Annotated in this window: 16 protein-coding genes; 4 read left to right on the forward strand and 12 right to left on the reverse strand. The window is 33.6% G+C overall.

Features of this window, described 5'->3' with window-relative positions; translation table 11 throughout:
- The first annotated feature begins 280 nt into the window (after window positions 1-280).
- Together DWB79_RS08800 and DWB79_RS08805 are read left to right on the forward strand one after the other, a co-directional pair.
- A complete protein-coding gene (locus DWB79_RS08800; RefSeq protein ID WP_016523687.1) occupies window positions 281-904 on the forward strand; it encodes a hypothetical protein in 624 nt (207 codons plus the stop codon).
- Window positions 905-914: 10 nt separating this feature from the next.
- Complete coding sequence (locus tag DWB79_RS08805; RefSeq protein WP_040859175.1) at window positions 915-1,151, forward strand: hypothetical protein; 237 nt, start codon at window positions 915-917, stop codon at window positions 1,149-1,151.
- 37 nt (window positions 1,152-1,188) lie between these two features.
- Here the strand turns inward: DWB79_RS08805 and DWB79_RS08810 are convergent, their stop codons facing one another.
- The 11 genes from DWB79_RS08810 to DWB79_RS08860 form a co-directional block, all read right to left on the reverse strand.
- Window positions 1,189-2,172: a hypothetical protein gene (locus DWB79_RS08810; protein ID WP_016523689.1), complete on the reverse strand. Its 984-nt coding sequence runs from the start codon at window positions 2,170-2,172 to the stop codon at window positions 1,189-1,191.
- Window positions 2,150-2,359, reverse strand: coding sequence for a YwqG family protein (locus DWB79_RS08815; RefSeq protein ID WP_016523690.1), 210 nt, complete (start codon window positions 2,357-2,359; stop codon window positions 2,150-2,152). Before DWB79_RS08815 ends, DWB79_RS08810 begins: the two co-directional genes overlap by 23 nt.
- A 17-nt stretch (window positions 2,360-2,376) precedes the next feature.
- A complete protein-coding gene (locus DWB79_RS08820; RefSeq protein WP_016523691.1) occupies window positions 2,377-3,144 on the reverse strand; it encodes a HEAT repeat domain-containing protein in 768 nt (255 codons plus the stop codon).
- Window positions 3,145-3,272: 128 nt separating this feature from the next.
- Complete coding sequence (locus DWB79_RS08825; protein WP_016523692.1) at window positions 3,273-3,575, reverse strand: hypothetical protein; 303 nt, start codon at window positions 3,573-3,575, stop codon at window positions 3,273-3,275.
- A 218-nt stretch (window positions 3,576-3,793) separates the two neighbouring features.
- A complete protein-coding gene (locus DWB79_RS08830) occupies window positions 3,794-4,294 on the reverse strand; it encodes a hypothetical protein (RefSeq protein WP_016523693.1) in 501 nt (166 codons plus the stop codon).
- A 74-nt stretch (window positions 4,295-4,368) separates the two neighbouring features.
- Window positions 4,369-4,605 (reverse strand): hypothetical protein, encoded by a 237-nt coding sequence (locus tag DWB79_RS08835; RefSeq protein ID WP_016523694.1) that lies wholly within the window; start codon window positions 4,603-4,605, stop codon window positions 4,369-4,371.
- A gap of 9 nt (window positions 4,606-4,614) precedes the next feature.
- Entirely contained in the window at window positions 4,615-6,108 is a 1,494-nt protein-coding gene (locus DWB79_RS08840; protein WP_016523695.1) for a hypothetical protein, read from the reverse strand.
- Between the two features lie 183 nt (window positions 6,109-6,291).
- Complete coding sequence (locus DWB79_RS08845) at window positions 6,292-7,086, reverse strand: hypothetical protein (RefSeq protein WP_016523696.1); 795 nt, start codon at window positions 7,084-7,086, stop codon at window positions 6,292-6,294.
- A gap of 1,011 nt (window positions 7,087-8,097) precedes the next feature.
- Window positions 8,098-10,125: an HD domain-containing protein gene (locus DWB79_RS08850; RefSeq protein WP_016523698.1), complete on the reverse strand. Its 2,028-nt coding sequence runs from the start codon at window positions 10,123-10,125 to the stop codon at window positions 8,098-8,100.
- Between the two features lie 597 nt (window positions 10,126-10,722).
- Complete coding sequence (locus DWB79_RS08855; protein ID WP_016523700.1) at window positions 10,723-11,121, reverse strand: DUF2271 domain-containing protein; 399 nt, start codon at window positions 11,119-11,121, stop codon at window positions 10,723-10,725.
- A gap of 33 nt (window positions 11,122-11,154) precedes the next feature.
- The gene (locus DWB79_RS08860) at window positions 11,155-11,610 is read right to left on the reverse strand and encodes a DUF2004 domain-containing protein (protein WP_016523701.1); all 456 of its coding nucleotides are present in this window, start codon (window positions 11,608-11,610) and stop codon (window positions 11,155-11,157) included.
- Window positions 11,611-11,885: 275 nt separating this feature from the next.
- On the opposite strand from DWB79_RS08860, the gene DWB79_RS08865 reads away from it, so the two are divergent.
- A complete protein-coding gene (locus DWB79_RS08865) occupies window positions 11,886-12,599 on the forward strand; it encodes a DUF4241 domain-containing protein (protein WP_016523702.1) in 714 nt (237 codons plus the stop codon).
- 55 nt (window positions 12,600-12,654) lie between these two features.
- Entirely contained in the window at window positions 12,655-12,969 is a 315-nt protein-coding gene (locus DWB79_RS08870) for a TfoX/Sxy family protein (protein ID WP_040859614.1), read from the forward strand.
- A gap of 186 nt (window positions 12,970-13,155) precedes the next feature.
- On the opposite strand, the gene DWB79_RS08875 is transcribed toward DWB79_RS08870, so the two are convergent.
- The gene (locus DWB79_RS08875; RefSeq protein ID WP_016523704.1) at window positions 13,156-13,821 is read right to left on the reverse strand and encodes a DUF4272 domain-containing protein; all 666 of its coding nucleotides are present in this window, start codon (window positions 13,819-13,821) and stop codon (window positions 13,156-13,158) included.
- Window positions 13,822-13,901: the final 80 nt, after the last annotated feature.

A 13,901-nucleotide genomic window follows, 5' to 3' on the forward strand; every position in this document is an offset into this window, starting at 1 on the left:
GGGTTAGTAAAGATAGGAAAGAAACCTATGACAGATAACTATATTACGTTCAGACTCTATGTGCCGATCGGTATAATGACCTTCTTAATCGTTATGTTGTTTTTTCACAGGCACCATACGCTTAAATACTTATACATCGTCAACTTCTTCTGCCTGCTTGCGGCTGTATTCGTCTATCTTATTTTTAGAAAATATCCTGTAGGATATGAGTATCCTAATTTATACAGGGAATTTTATCACTGAAAAGCGGATAATATATAATTAAAGGAGATTATGAGAAATGGCAATAGACGGTGTAAAAATTATAGACAGTGACGATGGGTATGACATTTACAATACTATAGTAGAACGATATAAAGACGGTGAAAATATCGACACAATAATTGAAGATATTTTAAATGACGAGAATAATTTTTGTATAGATTCATTTTACACGGAGATTTACTGGACTGCATTCGCTTATTCTTTGTGGAAGGTCGGACATTTGTCTGAGAAGATAAAGAATAAGGCATTAACAATAATTGCAAAAGGTGCTGATGATTTCTGGCTTGAAATTGACGGCAAAGCTTTAAAGCAAAGACAGAAGGCTCTTGATAAACTGGCAGTACAGCTGCAAAGTGAAAATCAGAAACCGATTAAGGTACCGAAGGCAAAAATTAAACGAAATCCGTATTTTAACGTGGGAGAAGTGCTTGCAGTTAAATTTGAGAATGAGTACGGCGTCGTTTTTGTTTCAGATATTGATCAGACTCCAAGAAAAATAGAATATCATTTGGCCTGCACGCGTTTGTTGCAAAAAGATAAGCCGACTATGGATGATTTTTTGAACAGCGAAATTGCCTGTAAGAAACAAAATACGGAATATGCTCTGGACACGGATTGCTGGTTTAATCACAAGATTTAAAAAAGAAATTATGGCCGGTAAAATCTTATTTTGTAAAATCAAATCGAATCATGACAAATTGGTAAAGGTTGATATAGGAATTGATAATCGGAAAATATCATTTATATCAAGACTGAAAGAATACAAAACAATTACAGGCGCTACATCCTTCAATCCTTTCGGGATAAGCGATATATCAGACATGAGCCGATTATTAATCTTGGGAAGAGAAGTACAAGATCTTATTGAAAAACAAGGGGAAAATTAGATTGACCGGCAGAAATGAATAGCATGTTTACACCTCCCTAATTCATCCATTTTTTCATTATTTCAGTAAAATCGGAAATCATTAAATTGAAATCATAATTCGGTATTTTCTTTTTTTGTCTTTCTGCAATGGTTTTAAGTGCAATTAAAAAATACTCTGCCAGTTTTTCTTTTTGCTGACGATGTGTTAATAGGCTGAATTCTTTTTCAAAATGTATGACGGCTTCTATCTTGCCCGTATCTGCTTTAAATGACCCGTATTGAAATCGGGGGCGCAAGTAATATCCGTTTTCGGAAATTTCTTCTTTTGTGTATAATTTCTGTAATTCTTTTGCAGCTTCTTGAGTTGATAATTTGCGTCCCGATTCATCGATGACATAGTTTGTTTTACAATGAGCATTATCATAATAGCTGAAAGCACATTTCAATAAAATACAATTTACGGCTTTGCCGTATTTTTCGGGACGCATCTTTTTATTTAATTCGTCCTGAAGTTTTTCTTTAATGCTTTCTATAACCGGTTTTGAATTTTCATAACAGTTTGATATTGTATGCACAATCCAAACAGGATTTTTAGGAATCCAATTACGTTGACTTTCAATTTTTATGTCTTCTATATTTTCAGTTACGGGGTAATCCCAACACATCGGTTGTTTTTTGTCTTTGTAGTCGGGAGCGGGGTAATAGGAAGTTCTACCCTGTTCCATGGTAAATCCTGTTTTTCTTTTTGACCATATTGCCTCGACAAACCGGAGCTCTCCAAATCTGTTACAAAAAAAGGTACGGGGATTACCGTTAAAAAACACACCTCTTGACGCTTCCAAAGGTTCATAATTTCCCCAGCCGATTACGGCAAGACATTCACAAAGTCGTACTGCCTTGTTCCACTCCGAGACGCTTTTATAATCCGCATATTTTAAAAACTCTACAAAAAGTTTTTCACGTATGTTTTCAATGGAGTTTTGAGAATGTAAAAAATCTTCCAGTTCCGATAAGCTGTTAATTGCATAAATTTCGTTCATATTTGCCATCCTTGTCTTTCGGATAGTCCATACCGACAGGTAAATAAGAGGTTCCCAAAAACTTGGAACTTTTTATATCCGTTGTTTCACCGTCGTTTAGGGCTGTCGCAAAAATTTCGACAGAACGCTGCCTGTATTTTTGTAAAGCGGTTTCGTATTCTTTCAGAAAATCGGGAATTTGTTTCATGATTATACTCCTTATATTTAATCCTTACTTAAAAATCTGACAGCCGATTTGCGAGCCTTTTCTATTTTTACAACATCTGCATTTTCAACAGCGATAGACGATATCCATTTTTTACCGAATAAACTCTGTGCCGACTCTATTATTACGCCGCATGCAAAAAGGTCTTTTTCCACAGCGATTGCCTGTCTCAAAACATCTTTTACTTCCGGGAGTATTGTTTGACTATGCAGTCTGTTACATGATAATTGCCATAGCCCCGAAGCTGACCATGCACGGCAAAGACTATCCTCGTCGTGAAGCATTCTGTCATTAAAAATACCAATCTCTTGCGCTGTCCCAACCCACCCGATAGCTATCAACGCTTTCCGCCTCAGAACACAGTCCTTCGTATTTGTAAGCGAAACAAGTATCGGCACAAGACGATTGCATGCAGCCGTATGAAAATCGCGATGTTTCGACCTCACAAGAATTTCGGCAATGAGATAGGCGGTGAACACCCGTATTTTTTCGGTTGCTGCTTTGTTTATAGTCGCAAAAAGAAAATTAATTCCTGCTAAATCGTGTTTGTCGAAACTGTTACTCAAATGCAACGGATCATCTCGCCCCCAGTCTTCGCAAATCAATTCGTAATGATAAGCGAGCTGATTACTGCCGCCTAAATCGGCTATAAAACCGATACATTCGCTAAGAGGAAAATCGGCTCTTTGTAATTCGGCATACTTTTTTTGCAAATCTTCTTTTGTAAGATTTTGACGGCGTAACCGCTCCGCTTCAAGTTCTTGCAAAACTTTTTCCTTCCTTTAACATATCTTCAAAAAGAGGGAGAGGCTCTGCATGCTCCATTTTTAAGTTATGAATATAAGAATTGTTTTTTATACAATATCATTTCCTGCGTATTTTTAGTAAATTTGTTTTACAACTTATATTTTTCAATCAGCTCCATCAGCACAGACGCGGTATCAATTTCTTCTGAAAGTAAATCGTCAAACTCTTCTTCAAGCTCATCTTGTTTATCATAAATCCATGATAAAAATTCTTTTGATTTTTTATAGTTTTGATGAATAAAATAATATTCACCTAAAATACATTTTGCAGATGTAACACTGGCAAGATCATCATCGAGTTCGATGACTTTATTCAAAGTTTCCAAGGCTTCATCATACAATTTTTTATTTAGTTGCAGCATGCCCTTTTTTAGATATAATTCTCCGTTCATATTTTTACCCCTATAAAAACTTTTTACAAGGATTATTAAATCCTGAAAAAAGTTTTTTCAAATGTGTGCCGGAAAGCACACATATATAATAATACGATGTCTGCCTGAAAGGCAAACTCGAAGATAAACAGTGAGGCTGAATTTCTGCCGAACTGTTTATCGTGCCTCCATATATTTATTCTATCATCTTTTAGCAATTTTGTAAGTGTACTATTCTTTTATATTGTTACCTTCCTTGCAAGATTATCAAAAACACTGTCAAAAAAATAAAGAGAAAAAACAACAATAATGGGAATGATGATAAGTTCAATGTAGTATAGTTTAGCCGAAATTGTATTTTGTTGAAAAATTTTTATTTTTCTTGTAAGTTGTCTAATAGCTAAAAACAAATTCGTTATTATAAACGATACTAAAAATCTATAGCTCTCGATAACAATATCAAAAGAAAAGGTAAGAGTTCCGGTAAAAACTCCTGTCTTTGGGAAATAGTATCCGATGATATATACCGCAATATTTAGCATGATGTAGTTCAAAAAAGTTTTAAGATATTTATTTTCAATTTTCGGAAACAAATCGGGAAGTCCTCCCCAAAGAGGGGCCGAATCATTATATCTCCTTTGTTTTAGCAGTGTGAAAAATCTTGTGATTAACACTATATCGGCTGTAAAAACTAAAAAAGTAAAAATTACTATTACTGTTGTAGTTACAATTTTATTCATGTTAATTTCTAAAGATATGCGGAAAATTTACTGTGAACACTTCCTATTCTTTTGGAGAAAGATTCTCGAAGTCTTTATTCGTGCGGAGAGTTTAATACCCCGATGCTTGCGTCGTAATAAAGGGTATTAAAGCCGACTGCAACCACCTTATAGAACACACAGTGCGAAACGTTGAGCACTGTGCCCCGACGCAAGCGTCGGGGTTGTTGATTTATCATTGCGAATATCTTTTTTACAAATTCATTTTCAGAATCATCGGCTAAGTGAGCAATCGTTAAAATAGTTGCGCCGTCAAAATAATTCGGAAACATCTTTTAATCCTAAAAATCCCGTGTCAGGTCAAAAATTTCTAAGAGTTTTTCTTTATTGATAGATAGAGAAGGCGGTATTAAATCTAAAAGTTCTGTAAGAGCACAATAGATATCCTCTCTTTCTACTGTTTCGATAAAATACTTGCGTTTGTCCATTTTATTAAAACTTTCGGTATAGGCCTTCACCAAAGCTTCGGCTGACTGTGCGGCTTCGCTTGGGGACATTTGTTCCAATTTGAGGATTTCGGCTCTTGTTTTTTTATATAAATCGGCCGCTTTCTTGGCATTCGCTGCAGAAATATTTTCCTGTCCGTCCCATGAGCGGAACGGATTGTCAAGGTTCTGCGCTAGCCATTCGGGTTTTCTCGGCTTTTGTATCCAAAGGTTAAGACCTCGTTCTGTTTTCTTTTTATACAGTTGTTTTGCTTTTTTTGCCGCATTTTCCGGCAGGCTGCTCATCCAAAACCAATGTAAGTTAGGTAAACATTCCGGCTCCGGAATGTCTTCGGCAGAAAAACCGAATAAATCAACCGTAGTAAAGCTCTCCAGTTTTGTAAATTGGGATAGCATAGAAAGGTTAGAAAGAATACCGGGTTTGCCCCATAGTCGCAATTCCTTCAGCATCGGATATGCTTTTAAAATCTCGGCTACATCAAGTTCTGTAATCTCTGAGCAATGCAGTTTGCCCAAGTCTTTTAGCCCCTGTATTTTAGGCACTATTTCAGTTGATGTTAAAAGTAATAAAGCTCCGTTTTCAACAGCATGTATTTTACAGTTATTTGTTACTTCACCTAACAGAATAAGTTCTTCCAATTCGTTATTCAGATACAGTTCTTCCACGCCGTTCATATCAATAGAAAGTTTGTGCAAATGCGCATTGGAAAAATCCAATCTTTTTTGCTGATGATTTTCAAGTACCAGCTCATCTAAAAACGGACATGATTGTAAATAGTCATATAAACCGATATGCCATTTTTTACATGCCAAATAGGATAAGCATGGAAAGGCTTTTAATTCCAGCACATTTTCAAAAGGAACATCATCATGTATGCGATGTCTGGAAACCGATATTTCTTTTCCGGCAAATATAATTTTTTCCTTACTGCTCTCCGCTTTTTTAAACGCATCTCTTTGCTCTTTAGGAATCTCCTGCCATTTAAGTTGACGATATACTTCATATCCGTTTCCCCAAAACATTGCATAGGTATTTGTGCTTTCATCGGTTAATGGCTGCATGTTACCGATTAACATATGGTTCGCAGGCACCATGATATCAACATTACAAAGATGCAGACCACGTTTCCAGTACATAAAGTCCTGATAAAGCGGCTTTAGTAAAGGTAATTCTTCCTCTTTGAGAGGCTGTTCACCCGACCAATCTAACCAGAGCAGCACTGCTTTCGGTTTTTTCTCACCTTCCTCTATCTTGGTTATTTGGCACGCAGTATATTTTTTTAAATGTGAATTATACACACAGTATACATCGCCGGTTTTCGCTCGCATAATTATGCCCTCTTCTTCTTATATATTATTACATTTCAAAATTTTAATTTTGCGACAAACTGTATTCGCTCAATCCTATTTCTTTTAAGTTTCCATCTTTACCGTAACCGCCGTCTAGGATATTTTTTTAATTTTTTTAGTGCTTCTATTAATTTTATAATATTTATCCTTTTTTTAATTATATCATAGTATCTGTTCTTTGATAATCCTATCCAAATATAATTTATCTACGCTTATCCATTCAATGCTTTCTTTCCCATTTTTATAATTGCGATATTGGAATATCATCTCATCCCTTGTTTGAAATAATGCATTCACAGTCCAATTTTTTTCTAAATCATCTATTTTACAATCAATAATAAGCTCATCAATTAATTCAAGTGCGGATAAGTCAAATACATAGCATTTCCCCTCAGTGGTACAAAATATTCCGAAACTATCATTGATTTTCTGTACATTGGATAATGAATCTTCTTTAAATAAAGAAGATGTATTTTCAGCAATCGGCGTAAAATCCGAGGAAGAAATTTTAAAAAAAGCCGAACTGTAAAAATCAGCAAGAAAAGCATATTTATCGAAGCTAAACATATAAGATAAATTTTTAGGAAACTTATATATTATTTTCAGCTCATTTTGAGTTAATTCTATGCAATAATCTTGGGAGCCGTCCTGTCCTGCTGAAAAAGATACTATTATACGATTTTCTTCATTTAAACTTGTAAAAGCTATATCTGAATCGCTCAATTCATCTTCCATTTTTATAGAAGCAATTTTGTTCGCAGTTTCATCAAATGCGATTATGCTTACGCAATTTTCGTCCCGCCGCTTTGATGCCCAAATAATCTTATTTGTATGAGGAGATTGATAGATAATGTCAGCTTCCCGGTTTATCATTTTTTCAATCTCGGCACTTGGTTTTCTGTTGATGTCCTCTAAAAAACAATCTTTAGTTTTGCTATAGAATTTAACATAAATCATAGTTTGTTGCTTTCTCTCTAATCCTCATCTGTTTCATAACTGCCCACATAGACAAATTTCTCGGGATTATTCTTAATGTAATCTATCAGCTTATCGCCAAAGTCCTCGTTTTCATAGAAGAATTGTAACATTCCCTATATTTGATTTTGCAGGGGCAAACTTTTCATAGTAGTTTATACTCTATCATAACCTATGTTATATAACATTGTAGGAAAAAATATCAAAGGTCTTTCTAAAAGATTGACTGTCTTATCTGCGAATACAAATGTAGAAATAAGAACATTCGTATCTAAAAAAATTCACATTATACTAACTGTGAGCGGCAAAAAGCCGCCATATTCGATAACATTTCTTCTTCAGAAGTCCATCCTTTATCATCGGTAAACATTTCCTGTATTTGTCGGATGATAGCTTTGGTATTTTCTTACAGGAACTAATAAGAAACTCAATATATTTTATCACCGCTGTATAATCTTCCTCCGTTAGCATTTTCACCATTTGTGTAAGCTCAGAAACCGGAACTGCCATTTGATACCTCCTATATAATTAACACTATAAATATTATATCATATTTTTTTCAAAAAAATAGTTAGGAAGTATTTATGGTACAGGGAAACCACACCAGAAAAAATTATGGCAAAATTTTAGCTCATTTCTCACATAAAAAACAAAATAAATCAAAAACTGTATAAAATCATGCTGATAGTGCATAACGATAGATTATGAAAGCTCTCGTTACAACATATTTCAGTAAAAAAGTCGATTTTCTCACAGATTTTTGCTAAGTAGATGCTTTGCTTTTTACGTTCAGCTAAAAGCCACTTTTCGTGTTCTTGATTAAAAAATACCCATAATACGAATTTTATTCATATTAAACCATCCTAATTACTAATAATATAAACCTTGGAGTTAGGTTCAAGGTAAGCGGTTTTTGGAAATATTTTACGGGAAAGGGGAAGATTCTTTTGAAAGGTGGATAGTGGGTTATATTTTTAATTCATTTATTATAATTTAATCATTTAATTTTGACATGCCTATTTTGAGTTTTGAATCAACTGTTTTATGTATACATGGAAATTTATCTTCAAAAAATATACAGAAAGATTCGAGAAGTATTTTTTTTGAATAATCAGATTTCAACTCAATTTCTATTTGCTTTTGTGAGAAATATGATTCTTGAGAAATATCCCTATGATAAGAGAAATCATCAAAAGAAATTTCAAGAATCGCGTTTTTATATTCTAACTCAAATTTTTTACGCTTATTTTTTATTATTAATAACGGTGCAACAAATTCTGTTGTTATATCTTTTTCTAACGTGGATTTTTCTTTGATATAATCATAACATGAAGCAATATCGTCAGAAGAAATTTTTTTTTCATATTCGAATCTCTCATTTTTATTCTCTACTAAATCAGTATCTGTTTTTGAAACAGGTGTTTTTATTGTGAAAATGTAGTCTGAGTTCCTCTTTCGAATCCTTATTGTTTCACTGGCTTCATAAAATTCTCTTTTCAAGGTATCATAATATGTGTCTATTTGTTCACAAAAATCAATTTGCTTAAAATTTTCATGATAATTTTCAGCTAAAAATTTTTCTATCTCATCAAACGATAATTCATTTAGCAGATATTTATTTTCAATTTCAATATGATTTCTTGAATCATAAGAATCCACTAAATTTCTTACTTCCTGAATACATTCACTTTTTTTTTCGATAACCAGATATTCCAAAATATCATAATTTATATATGTGTATATACCAGTATACTTATTTACTATATCATTCTGTGAATTATTAAATACCGAAGATATCTCTGTGATATCTTGCATTTTTCCTAATTTATTCAATACTAATATATTTTCTTTATTAGATTTATACATTGTAAATTCAAATTTTTTTTCTATCCAAAAATATTTTGTATTCATATTATCCATAATTAGTTTATAATGTTGTAAAATTTGAAAAAACTCTTTTTTGAAATCATCAATATTCTTTTGTTTCCCATCTAAGATTCTTACTTTAGTAAATTTCTCTCTATTAATGTAAGCAGTACATAATTTTGATAAGACTTTATCTTTAGATTTCATCCAGATTTTAAAATCAGAAGTTAAAGTTGATTCATCTAAATCACAATACTCAGCAATAGATAATTTATTATTATTTATTTTATTTATATATTCAGGAGTATACTCTAATTTCTTATCATCAATTAATTTTCTAACTCGTGTAAATATTAATCGTATTATCTCTTCAAATTCTAGCTTTATAGGATGATAATAAACACTTTTATTCATTTGATATCGTGAAAATAGATACTCTTCTATATCGGTTAGATATTTTTCTTGTATATATACGACAGGTTGACTATCATATATTGTAATATGTATTGCACTTATTATCCTATTTAAATCTATATTGCCAAAAATAACACCAGTATGATAACTATCACGGAGCAAATAGTCTAATCGATCTGCATCTATTTGACTGCTAATTAATGAAGATAGTACATTATAAAATATTCTATTAGAATCATCTATTTTTTTTATTGTATTTTTTTCAATAAGACTTGCGACATCATTTGGCATATTTTCATCAAACTCAACACATAGAGCTTGATGTATTGATGTTTTTTTATTTTTAATTATATCTACAGTCCAATGTTCATGAGTTTGTATATTTGAAAAAATATTTTCAAAAGCATGAGAAAATGGGCCATGACCTATATCATGAAGTAATGCTGCAAGTAAGGCAACATCTTTATCTCGTTCACTTATATCATACTTTAAGTTTGACAATTGCTCTGAAATTTGAGTTATCATTTTTTTCATGACATAAAAAGTTCCAATAGAATGGCTAAATCGAGTATGATCTGCACTAGGAAATATTAGACTAGCAATCGATAATTGACGAATTCTTCTTAATCTTTGAAATTCTTTTGTACTTATAATAGCAATATATCTATTTTCGATAATTATATCTCCATGTACAGCATCTCGTAAAATTTTATAATCTTTCGGAAACCAATTTTTTTGCATATTATTATATCCTTTATTTTATAAAACCAATCTATAGTTTAATCAAGATAATATAATCTTGTATCTCTTTAAGTATAGCTGAATCAATTAGTTTTTTCAACTAGAAAATCCAATATTTAATAAAAATAATTTCTTCAAAATCGTGAAAAATAAAGAGTAAAGGAGCAATTATGCGCATTTTATTCATAATATTTCATATTTTTTATGGTTCAAACCTTAAATTGAAGAACTTTTCCGTCGTCTTTTAACCTATTCAATATCTTTTATAAATTTTACGGCATTTTCAATGTTTTTAACATTGGGATGCCCTTTGGCTAGGACAGCGAAGAATTTAAATAGGCCGTAGGTATCAAAGCCCTTGCATTCAAATGATCCTAAAACATCAAAACCTTTACTTTTTAAATGAGAAGAAAATTTTTATGCGTATATAATAGCTGTTTTTCATAACATCTCTACACGAATAAAATTTTATTTCTATATTAGTTATCAAGGTTTGTTTATTATAACCTTTTCCCGATATTTTTTCTGTAATTTCGCCTATTGTAATATTGCCATCTATCTTTATCTCGTATGTAAATAACACGGTATTTTCCTATTTTATATTTGCTTCAATAAATATTTTATAGATACCTTTTCTACCGGTTCTTCGTTTTCATTTTTGATATCCCATTGCAATTGAATCTTTCCTGATTTAGGAGTCACACTGCTTATTCCATCTATGTCGGTATCTTTTACGTTTTTTCTCCATGAGGGCAGACTTTCAGGCCGTTTTTCCCAACCTTTTCTTGCTGTAAAATCGGTAACAAATAAATTTTTTACGAGCATTCCTTTTTCGTTTTCGACCCATACAGCAAATTGATTACTCGCAAGCCTTAATTTTTTGCTAAAATCAAAACTTATGCTTATGGTATTTTTCTGGATACTCAGTTCCTCTGCAGATATATTTACAGAAAATGCTGTAAATATAATTAGAATAGTCAATATTATTTTTTTCATGTTACACCTGCCTTTTCTTAGTAATTAAGCATATTAACTTTCCCAATCAATGGCTATGATCTTTGCATCTTCACCGAATTTTACGCAGAGTATTTCATCGCTTTCATCAGGCGCAATCATAAAATCCATTGTGATATGCGGCCCTTCACTTTCAATCCATAAGCCGATATTGGTTATCTTCATTTTACTTACAAACTCGGTAATATCACTCGGTAAATCTTCCAGTCCGCATTCTTCAATATGAAAGTCAATATAGTAGCTGTCATCTTTTAAATATGTTATCAGTGCTTTTCTTGCTTCTTTTATTTTATCGTCTATGTTCTCAAGAAACTGTGCATAAAGGTCGAGTATGCCGGTAGATGGTTCTACATTTTTGCCGAGCCAAAGCCATGTGTCGATCCCCTGAATCTCTTTTTCCCAAATTACTTCCACATCATCTGTTGTTGCAAGATTCAACTGACCGAAGTATTGATGCTCCATTTTTTTCATAACTTAATCTCCGATAAAAACTTTTTGCAGCAAATATCAATTTGCAAAAAAAGTTTTTTCCGTGCTTTTGCAACGAAGTTAAAAAGCACATATAATAATGCGACGTTTGTCGAAAGACAAACTCGGCAGATAAACAGTGAGGCTGAATTCCTGCCGAACTGTTTATCATGACTCCGATAAAAACTTTTTGTAAGTATATCAAAAAATGAAACTTTTGTCTGTGGACACAGGTACTGATAAATACTATATTATTTAATCTTTATGTGGAGGTTTATATGATACCGACAAAAGAATGGATTGAAAAATATGAAAAAGTGAAGGAGCTGCTTGTATCTCCGGTGCATTACGGTAACTTGTTTTCTCAAGATGAAGTACAGGGGAAAAAGTTATTTATATTGCCGATGGGAACCGTGCATTTTCCGACGGGAAATATTTTGGTGCGTGATCCGCTTGTCTACCTTGACAAAAATGAGGAGCCGTATCTGCAAAAAGTACCTACAGGAATTTTTCCATTAGAAACTTTAGTTGCCGAAATAGAAGAAGACCATTACCGATATGTTGCAACACGGGTAAAATTTTCCAATGAAAAGGCTGCCGTATATCGAGAAGCTTTAACGGGTAATGAAGATTTGGACGACGTCAATGGAGAAAGTTTTTTCGGGTTTAATGTCGATGCAGGGCTTGCAACGGTTGTCGATGTAAAAACACGGGATGCCTATTGCGATTTTGAAAGCCGTTGGGCAAACGAAAATCCCGACAAAAATATATACGACGATTATTTTGCAAAAGAGTTCAAAAAGAGTTATGCAGCAAATCCACGCTTTCAGCGAGATGGCGGGGACTGGATTAACTATCCGTTAGAAGGAACGGACTTGACCGTTCCTATGATACAAAGCGGTTTCGGTGATGGAAAATATCCGGTATATTTCGGCTACGATAAAAACGATGCCATCTGTGAACTTGTCATCGAATATATTTTCGCCGGATAAAAATAGCGATGTATATTTGATAGAGAAAAATTAGAATTTGATGGGGACAATCAAGGTGAATGAATTTAATGAATATATTCGCGATAGTTTTTCTGAATCCGGCGATATTGTCATAAAATCTATGATGGGCGGATACCTTGTATATTTTAACGGTAAGCTGATAGGTGACATTTGCAATAATGAATTGTTTTTAAAGAGAACGCCGACATCGGACAGACTGCTTGCAGATTCCGAACTGCGTTATCCGTATGAAGGTTCAAAGACCCTGATGCATGTATTTGATAGTTTTGATGATAAGGCTCTAATTCTGGAACTTCTGGATGGTATGTATGCTGAACTTCCGGAAAAGAAACCCGCGAAAGCCAGATAAGAAAGACAAATTCCAGTTTTTTAGAGATAAAAATTACAGTTTGTCGAAATGAAATAATTAAATAAAACCTATACCTTATCAACTTACGAAACAGTAAATCAAATCGGTTTACTGTTTTTTCTTTGCTCAAAATCAAGAAGAAAGGACAGAAAGAGGAAAAGGCAAAAGTGCAGTAGCGGCTTTCGCCTACGTATCCATCGAAATATCGAACCAATCGGATTCTTCGGAAATAAGCCATTCAAGTCCGCGTCTTCGTTCCATCAAAACATCGGGATTTAAGTTTTTGATTTCCGTTTCGGGACGAAGCCGTTTTTCCTCCGTTGCCCAATGATAACGGTAGTGCAGATCGAGCATATCCAGTATTTCTTCTATACCGCGGAGTCTGCACTGTGCTTTAAACGCAGTTTTCCCATCGGTGTCGCCGACCAGCTTTATCGCTCTCTCCACATCACAGATAGTGTTCGGATACGAAATATCTTCGACCAAGCCCAAAGCCCACACAAGCGACCAATAAGCTTCATAAGTCCAGCAGACATCGATGACATCCTGTTCGCTGTATGTTCCGTCAAAAAGCCGTTTTTCTTTTTCCAAAAGGCAGTCCGATACTTCATATTTTTCAAGCAACCGTAAAAAAAGCTCCTTCGATTCTTCATACCCTTGCTCATTATGAATGTCTTGAGCCAACTGAATCGACAAAAGACACGCGATGGCTCTGTCACAGATTTCCCCAAAGCTTTTAAGCTTCGCCTCTTTTGATGATTCCACCAAGGGCAGTTCTTCCATACATGCGATTCCCATTCCCTTTATTTTTGCATTCGATTTTTCACGCCGATCTTCAGGTCTTATGTACATAAGAATTCTCCTGTTGTTTATATTGGGAACCTCCAAAACTAGAGGTTTTCCTTAGATTTAATTTGCGATTATATCAAAAA

This window comes from Treponema medium (genome assembly GCF_017161265.1).
In the GTDB taxonomy this organism is placed as follows: domain Bacteria; phylum Spirochaetota; class Spirochaetia; order Treponematales; family Treponemataceae; genus Treponema; species Treponema medium.